14 protein-coding genes are annotated in these 19822 nt (G+C 39.6%); 1 reads left to right on the forward strand and 13 read right to left on the reverse strand.

Annotated features, from left to right (window positions below):
- Window positions 1-32 precede the first annotated feature (32 nt).
- From RBH95_RS13150 to RBH95_RS13160, 3 genes are all read right to left on the reverse strand, one after another.
- Window positions 33-1088: a response regulator gene (locus RBH95_RS13150; RefSeq protein ID WP_307900033.1), complete on the reverse strand. Its 1056-nt coding sequence runs from the start codon at window positions 1086-1088 to the stop codon at window positions 33-35.
- Entirely contained in the window at window positions 1066-2328 is a 1263-nt protein-coding gene (locus tag RBH95_RS13155; RefSeq protein WP_307900034.1) for a PAS domain-containing sensor histidine kinase, read from the reverse strand. Before RBH95_RS13155 ends, RBH95_RS13150 begins: the two co-directional genes overlap by 23 nt.
- Before the next feature lie 134 nt (window positions 2329-2462).
- A complete protein-coding gene (locus RBH95_RS13160; RefSeq protein WP_307900035.1) occupies window positions 2463-2996 on the reverse strand; it encodes a lipid-binding SYLF domain-containing protein in 534 nt (177 codons plus the stop codon).
- A 201-nt stretch (window positions 2997-3197) separates the two neighbouring features.
- Here RBH95_RS13160 and RBH95_RS13165 point away from each other — a divergent pair, with 201 nt between their 5' ends.
- Window positions 3198-5114 carry a glycoside hydrolase family 97 protein gene (locus RBH95_RS13165; RefSeq protein WP_307900036.1) on the forward strand — a complete coding sequence of 639 codons (1917 nt, stop codon included), beginning with the start codon at window positions 3198-3200 and terminating at the stop codon, window positions 5112-5114.
- Window positions 5115-5178: 64 nt separating this feature from the next.
- Here RBH95_RS13165 and RBH95_RS13170 read toward each other — a convergent pair whose 3' ends face one another.
- The 10 genes from RBH95_RS13170 to RBH95_RS13215 form a co-directional block, all read right to left on the reverse strand.
- A complete protein-coding gene (locus RBH95_RS13170) occupies window positions 5179-6798 on the reverse strand; it encodes a sodium:solute symporter (RefSeq protein WP_307900037.1) in 1620 nt (539 codons plus the stop codon).
- A gap of 9 nt (window positions 6799-6807) precedes the next feature.
- On the reverse strand, window positions 6808-7986 hold the full coding sequence (locus RBH95_RS13175) for an aldose epimerase family protein (RefSeq protein WP_307900038.1): 1179 nt from the start codon (window positions 7984-7986) through the stop codon (window positions 6808-6810).
- A 33-nt stretch (window positions 7987-8019) separates the two neighbouring features.
- On the reverse strand, window positions 8020-9510 hold the full coding sequence (gene araA, locus RBH95_RS13180) for an L-arabinose isomerase (protein ID WP_307900039.1): 1491 nt from the start codon (window positions 9508-9510) through the stop codon (window positions 8020-8022).
- Window positions 9511-9525: 15 nt separating this feature from the next.
- A complete protein-coding gene (locus tag RBH95_RS13185) occupies window positions 9526-10227 on the reverse strand; it encodes an L-ribulose-5-phosphate 4-epimerase (protein WP_307900040.1) in 702 nt (233 codons plus the stop codon).
- Entirely contained in the window at window positions 10227-11903 is a 1677-nt protein-coding gene (locus RBH95_RS13190; protein WP_307900041.1) for a ribulokinase, read from the reverse strand. Before RBH95_RS13190 ends, RBH95_RS13185 begins: the two co-directional genes overlap by 1 nt.
- Window positions 11904-11962: 59 nt before the next feature.
- Window positions 11963-14002 carry an alpha-L-arabinofuranosidase C-terminal domain-containing protein gene (locus RBH95_RS13195; RefSeq protein WP_307900042.1) on the reverse strand — a complete coding sequence of 680 codons (2040 nt, stop codon included), beginning with the start codon at window positions 14000-14002 and terminating at the stop codon, window positions 11963-11965.
- A gap of 10 nt (window positions 14003-14012) precedes the next feature.
- On the reverse strand, window positions 14013-15023 hold the full coding sequence (locus RBH95_RS13200; RefSeq protein ID WP_307900043.1) for a glycoside hydrolase family 43 protein: 1011 nt from the start codon (window positions 15021-15023) through the stop codon (window positions 14013-14015).
- A gap of 2 nt (window positions 15024-15025) precedes the next feature.
- On the reverse strand, window positions 15026-16369 hold the full coding sequence (locus RBH95_RS13205; RefSeq protein WP_307900044.1) for an MFS transporter: 1344 nt from the start codon (window positions 16367-16369) through the stop codon (window positions 15026-15028).
- Window positions 16370-16450: 81 nt separating this feature from the next.
- The gene (locus tag RBH95_RS13210; protein ID WP_307900045.1) at window positions 16451-18823 is read right to left on the reverse strand and encodes a glycoside hydrolase family 127 protein; all 2373 of its coding nucleotides are present in this window, start codon (window positions 18821-18823) and stop codon (window positions 16451-16453) included.
- A 1-nt stretch (window position 18824) separates the two neighbouring features.
- Complete coding sequence (locus tag RBH95_RS13215) at window positions 18825-19820, reverse strand: arabinan endo-1,5-alpha-L-arabinosidase (RefSeq protein ID WP_307900046.1); 996 nt, start codon at window positions 19818-19820, stop codon at window positions 18825-18827.
- Between the last annotated feature and the right edge of the window lie 2 nt (window positions 19821-19822).

Raw genomic sequence — 19822 nt, forward strand, 5'->3', positions numbered from 1 at the left:
GATTTAAATCATACCCTCCTATTAACCCCTTGTTAGTGCATATCTTGCAACCTTTCCAAATCTAAAATTCGTATGTTTTTTCCTTTAATTTCAATAATACCCTGTTTCTTGAAATTGGAAAGGGTTCTAATTAAAGTTTCGGGAGCAATGCCAGCCACACTGGCCAAATCACTTCTAGAAATTGTTATGGCCTTATTGGTATCGTGGTTAAGTTTTTCTGCAAATTTTATAATCGTAGAAGCTGTTTTTTTATTGACAGAACTGTAGGCCATTTGCAACAATTGATCCTTAATACCTAAAATATCGTTGGTAAGAAGTTGCATTAATTCCAACGCAATTTTATGGTTATTATCCAACAAATCCTTCAGGGTCTTCTTGGAAATGCAAGCCACCTCTGTATCAACTATGGCTGTCGCCGTTTCTTGATAGGGTCTGTCTTGAGAAAAGGAGGCATAACCAAACAGGTCGTCTTCATTATAAAGTGACGTTGTTAGATCTTTACCCAGTTCATCCAACTTATGGCTTTTTACCGAACCCTTTGTAATTAAATAAATGAAGTTTGAATTTTGACCTTCTTCATATATCGTATCCCCTTTTTGAAAACAAATAACATCGCCATTGTCATCAAAAAAGTTTTTTAAATCGTTCAAGGTTTCCAACTCGTCCGCATTGGCTTCTGGAACAGGCATTTCTTGCGACGCACGCTGGTCCTTTAAAATTTCGGATTTTGCCAACCTGCTCTCAATGGCATTAATAAGTTCATCTTCTTGAAAAGGTTTAGGGATGTAATCATCGGCCCCCAATTCCATTCCCTTCCGTACGTCTTTACGTTCAGTTTTGGCAGATAAAAATATGAACGGAATATACTTAGTGTCTTCATCTTTAGATAAAGCCTCCAAGACGCCATATCCATCCAGTTCAGGCATCATAATATCACAAATTACAATGTTTGGAAGGTCGTCCTTTATGTGTTCAATTGCATGTTTACCATTAGGTGCCGTGTTCACCGAATACCCAGAGAGTTCTAATAATTCGGCGGTATTTTCCCTAAGCATGGTATCATCTTCAATCAACAGTATTTTCTTCATATTTTATTTTATTTGGGATGGACATTACAAAGGTGGTCCCTTGATTTTCTTTGCTGTCAAAGGTAAGATTCCCCCCTAAATTTTTCAAGTGACTTTTTACAATATTCAAGCCTATTCCGGTACCTTCTACCAACAGCACGTTTTCAGCCCTAAAATAGCGTTTAAATATATTTTTCTGATCTTTTTTAGGGATTCCCACCCCTTCATCAATCACTTTAAAGATAGTATTGTCCTTCTTCTGCTTAATTACAATTTTAATAGTAGAGTTTTCTGGGGAATATTTAATCGCGTTGCGCACCAAATTAGAAAGTCCCAATTCAACAATTTTCTCATCTTGAGTCAAACTAATGTCGTCAATATCTTCTGGGTAGATAATATTTTGGCCTTCCTTTAAAAGCATATTGGCATCGTAAATGACTTCATTAACCACTTTACTCAACTTAAAGGTGCTTACTTGGTAGCTTATGTTACCGGTTTCCAATTTTTCTATGGAAAGGAAGTCTGTAAGTATGTTATTAAGGTAATGTACCTTATTGGTGATATTCCCTATTTGCTTATCGCGCTTCTCTTGATGCTCTGTCAATTTATATTTTCCTAAAAGCATGGTAGAGGTTAAAATACCGCTGAGAGGTGTTTTAAACTCGTGAGACACCAAGGACAAAAATTTTGTCTTTAAATCGTTGAGCTCCTTTTCCTTTTTAAGGGCCTTTTTAACCTTCTTTTCAGCCTCCAGTCGCTTCTCGTTTTCCATCCTCAACTCCAAGTTCAACACTTTGAGTTCTTCTACCGATTCACTCAACGCCTCCGTTCTTTTAGCTACCTTCTGTTCCAATTCTGCATTCAAATCCAAAATTTCCTTTTCATGCTGCTTTCTAACGGAAATATCACTAATGATGGCCATTACAATCTTTTGACCATGAAGTTCTACAATGTTCAAACCTATTTCTACAGGAAACAAATTGCCATCCTTTTTAAGGGCAAACAAATCCATGCCCTTTCCCATTTGACGGGATCGATCCTCGGAAATGAACATGCTTACTTTTTTTTCATGACCATGTTGATGGTCTTTAGGAAGAAGAATAGACAACGGCTGCTGCAAGAGCTCATCATGCTCATAGCCAAACATATTCTCGGCAGAAGAGTTGGTCGCAATGATAGTATGATTTTGATTTACAACAACAACTCCTTCCGAAACAGATTCAAAAAGGAGCTGAAAAACGTCATTTTCTCTTTTTAACATGGCAAAACTTTACAAGCAACTAATGTACAAAAGAGTTTTGAAGAAGCTAGCAATATTCCAATTAACTTGCCCAAAATGACACACAAAAAAAGACCTTTTAAAAGGCCCTTTATAACGTCTTGAACACATCTTTTTTAGAATGATTTATATTTAAATTTTTGACCTCCCACAGACACTTCGGCCATCAAACCTCCCTTAGTATGTGTAAATACGGCCACACCGTCCTTGTATTTCATATCCAAACTTTTACCTTCTGTTAGAGCTGTTGCTGAAATCCCTGCGTCAAATTCAAATTTACTTTCCTTGAATTTATCGACCTCTTCCTTGGTTTCAAAAAAGATTACCTCTATCAAGGCTTGCCCCCCAATTTGGGCGCCTACACTTATCTCCTTAACACTAGCCATTCCCTTTTTATGACCATATTCATACAACACGCCATTTCCAGAAGCTCCTCCAATAATAAGCCCGCCCTTCCCTACATTGGGAAAGACTACACAACCAGCAGATTTATCGAAATACTCACGTAGCCCTGGATTTACTTCCAATAAGGTTGCCACAGCCTTATCGGCTTCCTCAATAATCTTTTGGTCTTTACTCGATTGTGCGGACAGCGTCAAAGCAAGGTTTCCTACAAATAGGAATACCATTAATTTTTTAAAATGTCTCATAGTCTTTTTACGGATTAAATAATTAATTAATAGACAGTTAAATTACCAAAATCCGATGACTTTTTGAAATTGACGACCGTTTATTTTTAACAAAACTTCTCTGTCACAGACAGTTGCAAAATATACACCCTTTCCTAACCAGAATGCACATTCAAAACCATAGATATTTAGTACTTTTAAAGTGTCTAATTAACATTTAAAATGAAAAAATTAACCCTACTTCTAATCGCTGTTATAAGTGTTTCTTGTTCCAAAAAAGAAACGCAAAAACTATTATCCAACCCCGCAAACACTTTATCTGTTGAAGTTGGTCTAAATGCTAACAAGCAACCTTACTACCTTGTGTTTGACAAAACTGAATTGGTGATTGACTCTTCAAGTTTGGGCCTTGTAAGAGAAGATGCCAACTTTTTCAACAACATGACCTTAAAAGGTATTTCTGAAGCAAAAAACGTTACTGACAAGTACAGCATGCTTCACGGCAAGCAAAAGCATATGACTTATGAGGCCAACCAATACACCGTTGACCTTGAAAACGCTAATGGACAACCTATGCAAATTGTCTTTAATCTCTCAGATGACGGGGTTGCCTTTAAATATGTGTTCCCAAACACCTCTGAAGACATTAAAAAAATCACGGAAGAACTGACTACCTACAACTTTCCTGAAACGGCTAAAGCTTGGGTGCAACCAATGTCAAAAGCAAAAACTGGCTGGAGCAGCACCAATCCTTCCTACGAAGAACACTATTATCAAAATGTAGCTATCAACACCAAATCGGAGATTGGTGAAGGTTGGGTATACCCTGCTCTTTTTAACAGCAATGACACTTGGGTGCTGATTTCAGAAACTGCTTTGGAACCTAATTATTGTGGTACCCATTTACAATATAAGGACGATAAAAAGTCGCCGCAAGTGGTATTTCCTCAAAAAGAAGAGTTCTTCCCAGGCGGTGCCCTTAACCCAGAATCCAAATTACCTTGGGAAACACCTTGGCGCATTCTTGCCATTGGCGATCTTGCTACGGTTACCGAAAGTACCTTGGGAACCGACCTTGCCAAGCCGGCCATAGATATGGACACGTCATTTATAAAAGGAGGACTTGCCTCTTGGAGTTGGGTTTTGTTGAAAGATGATTTTATCACTTACGACACTACCAAAAAGTTCATCGATTATTCCGCGTCCATGAACTGGCCTTACTGCCTTATCGATGTGAATTGGGACCAAAAAATTGGGAACGAAAAAATTAAAGAATTAGCCGAATATGCCAATTCTAAAGGCGTTAAAATATTGGTTTGGTACAATTCATCCGGAGATTGGAATGAGACGCCGTACACCCCTAAAAGCAAATTGCTTACCCATGAGAGCCGTACCACTGAATTTGAAAAGTTAGTGGATCTAGGAGTTTCTGGTGTTAAAATTGATTTCTTTGGAGGCGATGGACAATCTATGATTGCGTATTACCACGATATCTTAAAAGACGCCGCCCAACACAAGCTTTTGGTGAACTTCCATGGTTGCACCTTACCAAGAGGATGGCAACGTACCTACCCTAATTTAATGACCATGGAATCCATAATGGGAGAAGAATTTGTAACCTTTGACCAAAGAAACGCCGATTTACAGCCTAACCACTGTACCATGTTACCATTTACTAGAAATGTGTTTGATCCAATGGACTTTACTCCAATGGTATTGGATTCTATTACTAACATCAACAGAAAAACCACAAACACTTTTGAGTTGGCATTGCCTATTCTGTTTACATCAGGGGTGCAACATATGGCAGAAATCCCTGAAGGCATGCAAAAGCAACCCGACTATATCGTAGACTTTTTAAAGGATATTCCAGTAAATTGGGACAGCAGTAAATTTATATCCGGATTCCCAGGGAAAGATGTCGTAATAGCAAGAAAGTACAATGGGAATTGGTATGTAGTAGGCATCAATGGAGAAGACAAAGCCAAAACTTTAGAAATGGACCTTTCTTTTATTGGTGAAGGTAACGGCACCATGATTGCTGATGAAGATGATAAATTTGTATTGGAACCTGTAAACGCAGCTACCGTAAAAACTGTAGACGTACAACCTTATGGTGGATTTGTAATGAAGTTTTAAACCTCAACATCACAAATAAAAAAAGCGGGTCAAGGCCCGCTTTTTTCGTATTACACTTTATGTTTTATTTTCCATTGAAGAAAATCATAACTCCAACAACAATAACAACAACTAAGATGGATATCGCAATATCCACCCAGCTATAACTATTTTTATTGTTTGCTTTTTCTTCTTCAGAAATTGTAGAGAACGTAAGGTTTGCCACTTTTTCTTCTGAAGGAGCTTTGGTCAAGAAACTTACTGTAATGATCAAAAATACACAGAATAAGAAGAACCATGCACCAAAGGTCAAGAAATTCATATTACCTAAGAAGAACAATACGCCATTTGGATCCATAGAACCTTTTACCAATTCCAACACAATTCTAATGGCTGCTACTATCAATCCAACAACAAGGGTAACATAGGCGCCCGTTCCGTTGATTCTCTTTGAGAAGATCCCCAATAAGAATACCGCTGTAATTGGAGGCGCAATATAAGACTGTACACTTTGTAAATATTCATACAATACTCCAGAAATATTGGCCATAATAGGAATCCAAATTATTCCGATAATTACGATAAATACCGTTGCAATTTGTCCAGTTTGCACCAATTTCTTTTCAGGTGTATTTGGTCTTAATTTCTTATAGATATCCACTGTAAATAAGGTAGAACAAGAGTTGAACACCGATGCCAAAGAACTCATCAAGGCCGCCAAAAGTCCCGCTGCTACCAATCCTCTTAAACCAGAAGGCAACAAGTTACTCATCAATACAGGGAAGGCCTGATCTGGAGTGTCCCAATGTAATTCTCCTCTCATTTTTAATGCCAAGGCAATAATCCCTGGAACCAAGAATAAGAATACAGGAAGTAATTTCAACAAAGCTCCAAAAATAGTTCCTCGTCTACCCTCCTTAATGTTTTTAGCAGTCAAGGTTCTTTGAACAATATATTGGTCGGTACACCAATACCAAATCCCCACAATGGTACTTGTAATGAACAATGTTGGCCATGGAAAATCAGGATCTGTAGCAGGTCTCCACATGTTCAAGTACTCAGGAGATACGGTTTCAGCCATACTCTCCCAACCACCTACGTGGTCCAAACCTATAAAGGTTAATGCTGCTGCACCAATCACCAATACAATGGCTTGTAAGGTTTCGGTATACACTACGGCACGCATTCCTCCTACAACGGTATACAAACCTGTTAAGATTACCGTAGCCAAAGCTCCAGTCCAGAAATCAATTCCCAATAAGGCTGATACTACCACACCTCCTGCGTAAATGGTTACCGAAATTTTGGTAAGCACATAAGCTGCAATGGAGAAAATGGACAAAATCCAACGTGAACGAGAATCGAAACGTTTTTCCAAGAACTCAGGCATGGTAAACACACCACTTCTGGCATAAAAGGGTAAGAATACCCATCCGAGAATCAATACCACCCAGGCTTGAATCTCGTAAATAAGCATTGGTAATTTATTTCCTGCTCCAGCTCCTGCCAATCCTACAACGTGTTCTGACCCGATGTTGGAAGCAAAAATAGACGCTCCAACCACAAACCATCCCACATTTCTTCCTGCAAGGAAATAGTCTTCTGTATTATTTTGTTTTTTTCTGATGATCCAAACAGCAATTCCTACCAATACCAGAAAATATACCCCAATAAATATCCAATCTAAAGTATCTAATGTCTTCATCTGTTCTTCTTATTTAGTTGAAAATTTATAAATGGTCGTTGTTGTATACGTTTCTTTTGGTTGCAAAACCGTAGAAGGAAACTCAGGTTGATTAGGAGAATCTGGGTAATGTTGTGTTTCTAAACAAAATCCTGTTCTATGTCCATAAGTACCTCCATTTGGCATTGGCAACGTGCCATCCAAAAAGTTCCCGGTGTAGAATTGCATTCCAGGTTCATCGGTAAACACTTCCATAAAACGTCCACTAGTAGCATCAAAAGCAGAACCTACTTTTCTTAAGCTTCCAGCTTCTCCGTTCAATATCCAACAATGATCGTAACCTTTTCCTAGAGTCAATTGCTCATTATCTACTTCAATATCTTTTCCTACAGTTTTCGCAGTTCTGAAATCGAAAGGTGTTCCTTCCACTTTTCTGATTTCTCCTGTTGGAATCAAGGTAGCATCTACCGGTAAAAATGTATCGGCATCCAATATCACTTCATGGTCTAAAATAGATTTTGAAAAATCTCCCGACAGGTTAAAGTAACTGTGCTGGGTTAAATTCACCACCGTAGTTTTGTTGGTAGTGGCTTTATAGGAAACCTTCAACTCATTATCTTTGGTCAACACATACGTTACGGTCACGTTCAAATCTCCTGGATAACCTTCTTCTCCATTCTTGCTCAAATAATTCAATCTCAATGTTGAATCCTCTTCGCCTTCAATAGCCTCCGCTTTCCATACTACGCGATCGAAACCATCCACACCACCATGCAAGTGGTTTGGTCCATCGTTGGTTGCCAAGGTATATTCTTCTCCTTCCAAAGTGAATTTTCCTTTGGCAATTCGATTTCCGTAGCGTCCGATCAACGCACCAAAGAATGGGTTATCTGTCAAGTAATCCTCTAACTTATCAAACCCAAGTATGACATTCTCAAACGCTCCTTGCTTATTAGGTACTTTCAGGGAAGTAATCCTTCCACCATAAGTTATTACCTGCATTTCTACCCCGTTATGGTTCTTCAAGGTGAATTTCTCTACCTCTTGACCATCTGGCATCGTGCCAAATATTTCCTTATCAATTGTTAATTTCTCTTTCACTGGAATTGTTGTTTCTGATTCTTCCTTTTTTTCATTTTTACACTGAATATTACTCAAAGTTAACAGCAACATTAGTGCATAAAACAAGGAACGTTTTAGAATCTTCATGTTTAATTAATTTTAGTTAGTCCTAACCTACCATTATCTATAGTAGGCCTCATTGGTATGTATGGTATTTTTAAAATCCCTGATGGTTGTATGTTCATCAATCACCAAAGATTCGATACCTGCAATTTCGGCAAAATCTTCCAATTGCTCAACCGATACATTTTCACTGTAACAAGTATGGTGTGCTCCACCTCCTAAAATCCAAGCAGTACAAGCTGTTTCGAAATCAGGTAATGGTTTCCACATAATTCTTGCTACCGGCAATTTAGGCAAGGCTTCTTTTACTTCTTCACCAACTGTTTTATTGATTAACAATCTGAAACGGTTTCCAAAGTCCATTAAACCAGCAACCAAAGAATCGCCTGCTCTACCATTAAATACCAAACGTACAGGATCTGCTTTTCCACCAATTCCTAAAGGATGTACTTCACAAGAAGGTTTTGAAGCCGCCAATACAGGATCTACTTCCAACATGTGCGATCCTAAAATTCTAGGTTCTTTAGGGTCTAGGTGGTAAGTGTAGTCTTCCATAAAGGCATTTCCACCTTCCAATCCAGCTCCCATAACCTTCATAGCACGTACCAAAGCAGCCGTTTTCCAGTCACCTTCTCCTGCGAAGGAATATCCCTTTTGCATCAAACGTTGTACAGCAATACCTGGCAATTGTACCATTCCGTGTAAATCTTCAAACGTATCTGTGAATCCTTTAAACCCACCATCAACCAAGAACTTCTCAAGTCCTAATTCAATGCGAGCTGCTTCAATTAAAGACTGTCTATTCTCTCCGCCTTCCAACAAGGAATCAACCATGTTATAAGAACTTTCATATTCCTTAACCAATTCAGCAATAGCCTGGTCAGACACTCCATTGATAACTTCTACTAAATCACCAACAGCATAAGTGTTCACTGAAAAACCGAATTTAGTTTCCGCTTCTACTTTATCACCGTCGGTTACGGCAACAAAACGCATGTTGTCTCCAAAACGAGCAAACTTAGCACCTTGCCAATCGTCCCATCCTGCAGCTACACGAGTCCAATCTCCAATTTTCTTTTGAACAGATTCTTGAGACCAGTGACCAACCACTACTTTTCTGTTTTTACGCAATCTACTTACTATAAATCCAAACTCACGGTCACCGTGGGCAGCTTGGTTTAGGTTCATAAAGTCCATATCGATGGAATCCCAAGGAATGTCTCTGTTGAATTGCGTATGTAAATGACACAAAGGTTTTTGAAGTGCGGTTAACCCACGAATCCACATTTTAGCTGGTGAAAACGTGTGCATCCAAGTAATAATCCCGATACAGTTCGCCTCTTGGTTAGCTGCGGTTAAGGTTTCGTAAATTTCTTCGGTAGTCTTCACCGTAGGCTTGAAAACTACTTTTACAGGAATTTGTTGAGATGCGTTCAAAGCTTCAACAATTTCCAAAGAGTTTTTGGCCACTTGTTCTAATGTTTCTGGACCGTATAGATGTTGGCTTCCTGTAATGAACCAAACTTCCTTTTGTGATATATCAATCATAATTCTGTGTATTAATTATTGACCGTAATAGGCATTTTTACCGTGCTTACGCTCGTAGTGTTTTTTTATTAATGAATCTTTTAATCTTGGTGCACTTGGGTTGATTTGAAGTGTTAAATAGGCCATTTCTGCCACCACTTCAAGCACCTTACTGTTATATACTGCCTTAGCTGCATCTTTACCCCAAGTAAATGGACCATGGTTTCCAATAAGTACCATTTCCACTTCTTGATGCGAAATGTTTTTATCCTTGAAACAGTTCAAAATTTGAATCCCCGTGTTGTGCTCATAATTTCCTTCAATAAGGTCGTCGCTCATAGGTGGTGCACAAGGAATATCGGCTGTTAAATGATCGGCGTGGGTGGTTCCAAAAATAGGAATGTCTCTTTGCGCCTGTGCCCATGATACCGAATACGTAGCATGCGTGTGGGCAATCCCTCCGATGTCATCCCAATTTTTATACAAGAAGGAATGCGTTTTGGTATCGGAAGACGGTCTCATAGTTCCTTCCACAATAGTGTTGTCGTAATCCAAGATCACGATATCTTCAGGCTTCAAAATTTCATACGGCACGCCACTTGGCTTAATGGCAAATACGCCATTGGCTCTGTCTACAGCACTTACATTTCCGAAAGTGTACACTACAAGGTTCAAGGCATTCAATTGCATGTTTGCCTCGTAACATTCTTCTTTTAAAGATTTGTACTTAGAACTCATTACTTTTTGGATTTAATGTTAGTTTCAACAAAGGTTGCCAATGTTTTGTAGGCCTCCATATAATTGGCATACACCTTCACTTGTTCTGTTTGCGGGAAATATTCTGCTTCAAAGTCACTTCCCATGACTTTGCTGGCTTCAATTACGTTTGGATACAAACCTGCTGCTACAGCGGCATAAATGGCAGCCCCCAAAGCTGGTGCTTGGTCTGATTCCGCCACTTTAATAGGCATGTTTAATACGTTGGCCAAAGTTTGCATGATGAAAGGCGACTTTCTTGCCACGCCTCCAATTCCGATAACAGATTCTATTTTCACGCCTTCACTTTCAAAACGATCCACGATCATTTTGGAACCAAAACAAATAGAATTCACCAAAGCCTTGAAGATATGAGGCGCTTTTGTTCCCAATGAAATTCCAGAGATGGCACTTTTCAACTCTTGGTTGGCATCTGGCGTTCTTCTTCCGTTTACCCAATCCAATGCAATTGGAATAGCTTCTGAAATTGGAATTCTCTCTGCCTGCTCCGCCAAAGTACGAATGAACTTAGCTTCAACTTCTTCACTTAAAGCAGTCTTTTGCTCATCTGTCAAAACTTTTGAAGTCAACACTAGATTTTCAATAGGCCAAGACAACACATCCTTGAACCAAGCCAAGACATCCCCAAAGGCAGACTGACCTGCTTCCAAACCAATCATGCCAGGAATCACAGATCCATCTACTTGTCCACAAATTCCTTTTACACAGTTATCCCCAATCACTTCACGAGGTGATACCATAATATCGCAAGTAGAGGTTCCCATAACGCGTACCAACGCATTATTGTCAACCTTAGCTCCCACCGCACCAGAGTGTGCATCGAAAGTACCCACAGCAATTACTGTTTTAGTTGACAGACCTAATTTAGCGGCCCACTCTTCATTAAGGTGACCAGCAATATCATCGGACGTAAAGGTTTCTGTATATAAATTATCTTTTAAATCGGCTAAATATGGATCCAATTGCCCTAAGAATTCCTTAGCAGGCAATCCTCCCCAACTCTCATGCCACATAGCTTTATGTCCTGCAGCACAACGGCTTCTTTTAAACGTATTTAAATCTTTGTTATCGGCTAGTAAGTAAGTGATATAGTCACAATGCTCCATCCAAGTGTAAGCCTGCTCTTTTACAGCCTTATCCTCTCTGGCAATATGTAATATTTTTGCCCAAAACCATTCAGAAGAATAAATTCCTCCTTCAAATTTGGTGTAATCTTCACCGCCCCAAGTTCTGGCCAGTTCGTTGATTTCATTCGCCTCTGCAACAGAGGTATGGTCTTTCCAAAGTACCATCATGGCATTTGGATTTTCTGTGAACCCTTCCACCAAAGCCAATGGTGTCCCTTCTGCGGTTAATGGCATTGGGGATGACCCCGTGGTATCGATACAAATTCCCACTACCGCTTCCGGGTTCACATCGCTTTGCTGCATTACCGAAGTAATGGTATGTTGTAACCCTTCAATATGATCTAGAGGGTGTTGTCTGAACTGGTTAATACCAGCGTTACAATATTTTTGTTCCTTCCAACGTGGATACCAAAATACTTCAGATGCCAATTCGGCACCATTTTGAGTATCAATCAAGACGGCACGAACAGAATCTGAACCATAATCTAAACCTATGACATATGTTTTCATCTTTCCTAATTTAGTATTGCTGTATACAAAGATACGCTTTAGATTAAATTAAGTGTATTTTATACACTTTTAAATTTTACTTTTAACACATATAAAGAACTAGGTTCCAATTCCATTTCAATCTGTCCGTTCTTTAATTCAATTTCTATAGTTTTTGGGCTTATTGCTTTTGGAGCATCAAAGGAATTACTTCGTGTTCTATCTTCATTTTGCAGAACAATCACAGTTCCCTTTTGTTCTAAAGTAGTATCCCCCATATTTAGTGAAATGCTCCTTCCTTCTTCAGCCGCATTCACTAATTTCACAATCAGCTCCTTTGTATTGACATCCTTTACGGCTGAGGCATACAATTGCTCTTGGCCAGTTAGCGGTTGTCCATCCTTGGTGATTTGTAACAAATCCGTTCCTGGATTATTGGCATATAACTTCTGCACATAATAATTAGGTGTTCCGTAAGCTTCCAAATTGTTAAACCAAATCATATCCGGAGCCCATTGGTAAGCATCTATATGTGCCATTAAAGGAGCATACGATGTTAATTGCACCACATCGGCATTCCGTTCCAATCCTGTCATGAATGCCGCTTCAGAAAGTGCTGCCAACCAATTATTCTCTTTAGGACCGTCTTCAACGTCTTTGGGATGTGCGGCATACTCTCCAGCAAAGACTTTTGGGCCATTCCGGTCATAACTGTCATATCTGTTGGCGTTTTCCAAAAACCATTCAGGAGAACGATAGTAATGCTCATCAACAATCTCGGCATCCATTTTCTTAAGTTCTTCCCAACCATATTCAAATTGGTCCCCATCGGGAAATGGTCCACTACCAGATACTATAATAATCTCAGGATATTTAGCTTTTATAGCCTGATGAAACACCTTGTAACGCTCAATATAAGCAGGTCCCCATTGTTCATTCCCTACCCCAATATATTTTAAGTTGAAAGGCTCTGGATGCCCCATATCGGCACGTAGTTTTCCCCAAGTTGTAGCGGTACTTCCATTGGCAAATTCTATTAAATCAAGAGCGTCTTGAACATAAGGATCCAAATCTTCCATTGGTACCAACTCCCCCGTGTTGAACTGACAAGCAATTCCGCAACTCAAAATAGGAAGCGGCTCAGCACCCAAATCTTCCGATAGTTGGAAATATTCAAAAAAGCCAACTCCAAAGCTTTGGTAATAATCTGGCGCCGGTTTATGCGCGAACTCCGTATTCCAACGGTTCACCAAAATTTCTCGGTCTTCTATATCTCCAACAGTTTTTTTCCATTGGTAGCGTCTTTCCAAAGTTCTCCCTTCAACAATGCAGCCACCAGGAAACCTTAAAAATCCAGGATTTAAACCATCCAATAACTCAACGATATCCTTTCGTAAACCTTTCTTTCTACCTTTCCAAGTATCTTCGGGAAACAAGGAAATCATATCCAAATCAATAACGCCTGTACCTTCAAACGTGATTTTTAGCTGGGCTTTCATTTGGGTTTGATTGGCAGCCAATTGGGCCTCGTAGTTCGTCCACGAAGTTCCTTTCGGGACAATGCTAGTTTCCCCTAAAACTTGGTTTAGGGAGTCTATAAACTGAAACCGAATTTTTTGAATATCCCCACTTACCATTTTCGCATCCAAGGTCAGGTTGTATTGAGCATCCTTTTTAATACCCATACCTCTAAACCCTTCATTGAGCAATTCGTAGTTTGGCCCTTTCACCTCCACACGAGCATAGGTATGATTGGTATTTTCTCCTGTATACTTAATTGGACTTAAATACCCTGATTCCGTATTATGACTATGCGTATTACTATTAGGCTCCTTCCAGCCCATTTTTGGGTTTAAGAATTCAAACGAACGGTTTTTTACCATTTCCGCATAAAGCCCCCCATCAGCGGCAAAGTTGATGTCCTCAAAAAAGATCCCGTACATGGTAGGTTGAATTTTGACACCAGTATCTTTTAAATCGACTACCAGATGCGTAATTTCTTTTGAAGCGATATTTGTTTTGGAAATAGACTGTTCCTCTGTCGTTTCATTTTTGCAACCAGTTATGCCTCCAAACATCATGGCAGTTAACAAGGAATATGTTATAAATGGTCGTTTCATTCAAATATTATTAAAACAATTCAAAAAGAGGCTTCCCTTTTTCATCAAATTTCACCTCCAACATTCTAGCATGTCGGTTTGGATCGTATAGTGGATCAGCAACAATCTCCTCCAAAGGCCTGGTATCAGTTTTTGGAACCACTGCTGGATCACCAACTGCATTTTCATAATCTCTTGCGTGATAAATGCACAGCGGTGTTGTATCATTTTCTGCCACGGTAAAGCAATTATGTCCTGGGCCAAAAATTTTCTTATCGTAATTGGTCTCCAATACCGGATATCTGGTTTTTGTCCATGAATTTCTATCTAGTAAATCGGCAGTTTCATCCGCTTCCATATAGCCCATACAATAACAGGCTCCTGTGGCACTAGCCGAAAAGGTGATAAATATTTTACCATTGTGTTTTAAAACTGCTGGACCTTCATTCACCCAAAAGCCGATACGCTCCCAATCGTAATCTGGCGTGGTCAGCATGAACTGGGATGTTTTAAGTTTGATTGGCGATTCCATTTCTGCCAAATACAAATTGGACGCCGCAAATTGACCTCCTGTTTTTTCAGCCCAACAGAAATAACGCCTGCCATTATTTTCAAACACAGTACCATCCAATGAAAAGTCGATGAATGATTTTTCGTCACCATCGGCAGCTTGCATCATCCCCAACTCAATCCATTCATCCTTAAGAGGGTCTTCTCCTGTACATTCTAAAACATAAGGTCGTAATGCCCAGATATCCTCCTCTTCACTAGCCGCAAAATATACATACCATTTACCGTCCAAATAATGAATCTCAGGCGCCCAGATATGACGGCTCATTGGCCCGCTTTCATGCTTGAACCAAACATCAAAGGTTTCGGCATTCGGCAGTTCAGCAATTGTTTTCGCTCTTCTCAGTTCAATACGATCATAGGTTGGCACAGACCCCGTGAAATAGTAATAACCATCAATGTGCTTATAAATAAACGGATCGGCACGTTGTTCTACAATCGGTGCATTTTTTTCAGAACTCTCCATCTTCATTGTTATATATTTAATTTCTTTTTAATTGTTTCGTAATATGAATCGGTGATTTTATATCGGAACATCATTCCTCCCATAATCACATGGAAGATTCCTGGAATTACAGTTAGCATTAAGGCGATTCCCCAAAGGGCAAATTCAGTTTGCGTTTCTGCTTTTGGTACATATTCGAAGAAATCCAATAAATATCCTACGGCAGCTCCTGCAATTCCCATTCCCAATTTTTGAGCAAAGGAAATTCCTCCAAAGGACAAACCAGACACGCGTTTTCCTGATTCGGCATGACCGTAATCCACCGCTTCTGCGATAGCCGACCAGAAAACTGGCGCATGTAAATCGACTACAAAAGACAAGATGAAATACAGTACATAGGCCATCACAAGGTTTCCTGGCTGTACTACCAATAACATAATAAGACTAATCACTCCCACCGCAATTTGGGACCATTTAAACAATTTTACCTTACAGTATTTTTTGGTAATAAACGTAGAGGCTGGCATTGCCAAAATAGCCGCCGCAACACCAGTTGCCATAAACGATGATTGCACACTGGCATCACCACCCAAGAAATATTTAGCATAAAAAATGGCTACTGAATTACGGATTACGTAACCCACGGTACCGAAGAAACACACCCCAAATAAAAGGGTCCACTGACCATTTTTCAACAACAACTGAAACTGTTCTTTCAAAGGCTTATCCTCTACCACATGTTCTACGCGTTCTCTTGTGGTAAAAAAGCTAAATAAGAACAATAGGGTTCCTAAAAGGGCCATTAAACCCATGGCCATTTGATAACCTCTACCCAAATCATCTTTTCCAAACTTCTCCGCCAAAATAGGTACGACGATAGACACTAAGAAGGCTGCTACCTTAGCAAAGAACAGTCGGTAACCATTGGCAGACAAACGTTCTTGAGGGTCGCTGGTCAACACACCAATTAAGGAGATATACGGAATTGTTACCGATGTAAACATTATCGTCACAAATATGTAAGTGATGTACGCATAGATCATTTTGCCGGCATAATCAAAATCGGGTGTGGTGAAGGTTAAAAACACCGAAATCCCAAAAGGCACCGCTAAGAACAAAAAGTAATGCCTGTAACGTCCCCATTTAGTCGTAAACTTATCGGTGATCAACCCCATTAAAGGATCCGTAATAGCATCGATTAATCTTACCAATAAAAACAATAGGGCCATGTCTTTAGGTTTTAACCCAAACACATCGGTATAAAAGAAGGTAATGATTAGGAACATCGAAGATATCACAACATTTACGGCTGCGTCTCCAGAACCATATCCTATTTTTTCAAGAATGCTTAATTTTTGATTTTCTGATTTCATATAGTCTTTTTCAAAATGCTATTTCTAGCAACTAGTCTCAATTCCCATTGAGCTCCATTAGCAATTACTTTTTTTTCTTTTTTATTCATTTGAAGTACCCAAAACACTCATTAAACGCACTCCGTAAACTCCAGCAGTTGTTGAATTTTCATCCGCTTCAAAACGCACTTCTAAAAGTTCGTTATCTTTCACAACATTCTCCGGTAATTCATAATCCACTTCAAAAAACATATTGCCTTTATTTCCTTTTAGTTTAGGATTGGCAATAGTCTCTCCGTTCACAATAATTTTAAAATTCCTATTTCCGTCCAGTCCAAAATAAGTGATGCGTAAGGCTTTTGCTTCAGCTTCCTTATTTTTCAACTCATAACTAAACCAACCCGAGGCATCGCGCCAGTGACGGTTTTGGTTCACTCCTGAATTGGAATGCTCCGACTTAAAACCATGGTCTGACTCCGGTTGCTGTTCTCCCGGCGCCACATAATCCAAGGTTATGGAACGTAAATAGGCTTGGGCTTTTTCCTTTTCTGCCAACTCCAGTTGCATTTGCTCTAGGCCTTCAGGTGTTTCATTTTTGAAATAAATAGCATAGCGCTTTTCATGGATTTTATAAAATGGCTGAAGTACCAAGTTCTCGTAGGTTTGTGGATAGATTAAATCTTCTACGGCAAACTGTAGCGGCTTTCCTTTAACCGGTTTTATTTTCGATAAAATGTTCTCTCCTTTTTCTGCTAGGAACATTGGAGCTTCCGTCATTGGTAAAAACGGCCCGTGGGCTATATGGCCGCCTCGGCTATCATCGGCAAACAAACCATCTTGACGCTCATCTCCCGTTACTGCTGCTAAAACAATTGGTCCATATTTTACAGAGACATAAGCTGACTGATCAGGGATTTGCTCCAAACTTAAATGCATTGGCAATTCCATAGTGATGCGGTCACCAGATTTCCATTTTCTATAAATTGGAATATAAGATCCTGGAGTTCCTTCAAATTCAATAGACTTTCCATTAATAGAAATTTTTAAATCACCGGCTGTTACCCATTGTGGATATCGCAACATCAAGGTCGCTTTTCTTGCTTTTTTACTCTCCCAAATCAAGGTTGTAGCTGCTTCCTCTGGAAACTTGGTTTCTTGTGTAATGCTTGCTTGTTGCGCTTCCCAATTTACTTTGGAAGGCATGAAAAGATTCACATAAAGTGCATCGTCAGTTTTCGCATAAATCAACTCATTGTATTTGGTATGGTTTTCCATCCCAGAGCCAACGCAACACCAAAAACTGGTTTCCGGTTGCGAGTACACGCGGTAATGCCCCGGACGCATTGGTGTGAAATACACAAAACCTCCTTTAGGATTTTGTGAGGACAAAATATGATTGTAAAGACCGCGTTCGTAAAAATCGATATAAGCTTCGTTTGCAGTATCCTCAAACAAAAGCTTGCTCAACTTTAGCATATTGTAGGTGTTACAGGTCTCAGGTCCCTCTTGACTACTTAGCACATCGCTAAAATCATCGATTGGGTTAAAATGTTCCCGAACACTATTCCCACCAATACTAAGAGTGCGCTCCTTAGTAACATTGTCATAAAAATTATAAGCTGCATCATGGTAAATAGCATCATGATCCAACTGAGAAATACGCTCGAACCCAATAAATTTTGGAATCTGCGTATTGGCATGCATGCCTGTTAAAATATCTTTGTTTTCTGCCAGTGGCTCTAACAAGGCTTTTTCAGAAAAGCGCTTGGCCAACTGCAAATATTTTGTTTCCCCTGTGATGTGATACAACTCTGCGAACACTTCATTCAATCCACCATGTTCCGAACGCAACATATCTTGCACCTGTGCCTCTGATAAATTTTTGGTCACTCCAATAAACCAATCGGTTAAAGCAACCAACATAATTTTGGCTTGAGGTTTTTGGGCATATACCCAAGCATCCTTTAAGCCTGCAAAGGTTTTATGGATGTTATAAAGTGGCACCCATTTATCGTTCAAACTGAAACTTCCAGCATTGATCTGTCCATTTTCAATTTCGGTCCATAAAGCTTTACTGCCTGGGATTCCACCTATGTATCCATTGCCGTTTGCCTGTTGTACACGCTGCAATTCGGACAACACGTAATCTATCAACTCATTGGCTTTTGCATCATTTGTTGAAGCGTAATACATAGACAACGCCGACAAATAATGTCCGAACGTATGCCCATCTAATCCTGTATTTTCCCAATTGGTGTAAGATGGCGCTTTAGGCTCCAAACCTGCTTCTCGTAGAAATGGCGACAGCAGTCGGTCTGGATTTAACTGTTGTATATAATTGAAATCAGTTTCTGCGGCTTCCTTGAATACACCGGAAGTCACAGAAACTTGATTTAACGGGAATAGATTTACCGCTTCCTGTGCTGAAGCCGTAAGCGTGCAAATAATTCCCAAACTTGCTATTAATGATTTCATTTTAATCTAGTACATTGTCTTTTAGACTTGGCCATAAATTGGCATCCCATTGCAATTCAGAAACTCGAAGTTTAGGCAAACCTTTATCGGATGCATCATAACCATGGAAGAAAATATAATCCTTACCATTGAAGGTATAGACACTATTATGCCCTGCGCCATACCATTTCTCATTGCCTTCAAGCACCAAAGTTCCGCCTCCTTCATTTAAGGACTTTCCGTCTCTATCTACATAAGGTCCCGTCACTGTTTTGGAACGTCCAACCACCACTTTATAGGTGCTGTTTTCTCCGCGACAACAATAGTCCCAAGACAAAAACTGATAGTAGTAATCGCCTTTTTTGAAAATGAACGGACCTTCCAAAGCGGCATCCCCAGCATCAGCATCTTCTTTTTCAAATGAACGCTCCCGACGAGCAATGGTATACCATTCTTCAGGTTCTGCAAGTGATTTTAAATCTTGTGTCATTTTCACCATTTTCAGACCACCCCAAAACGATCCAAAAGCCATCCAAGGCGTTCCTTGTTCGTCAAAAATTAAATTAGGGTCAATGGCATTCCAATAATCCCTATTCGGGATGGACTGAATGACAATTCCTTGATCTTCCCATTGGTAATTTTTGTCCTTAGGATTTAAGGTCGTATTGGTTACCAAACCTATGGCTGACGTATTTTTTCCAAAAGCAGAAATGGAATAATACAAATAATAGGTCCCCTTATACAATGTAATATCCGGCGCCCAAATATGTCCATTGAATCCAGGTGCTACATCTTTGGCCCATTTTGGATTTACAGCGAATACAGGATCGGCCTGTATCCATGTTTTTAAATCTTTCGAGGTAAAACTTGTAATCCCAGGTCCTGTACAAAATAAATAATAGGTATCCCCTTGTTTGGCTACAACAGGATCGTGGGTAATTGGTTTGTCTGTTTGGGCCGTTAACACCATTCCTGCCAACAAACCAAAAACTACTATAGATTGTTTTATAAACTTCATAA

It is taken from the genome of Mangrovimonas sp. YM274 (assembly GCF_030908385.1).
GTDB lineage: Bacteria > Bacteroidota > Bacteroidia > Flavobacteriales > Flavobacteriaceae > Mangrovimonas_A.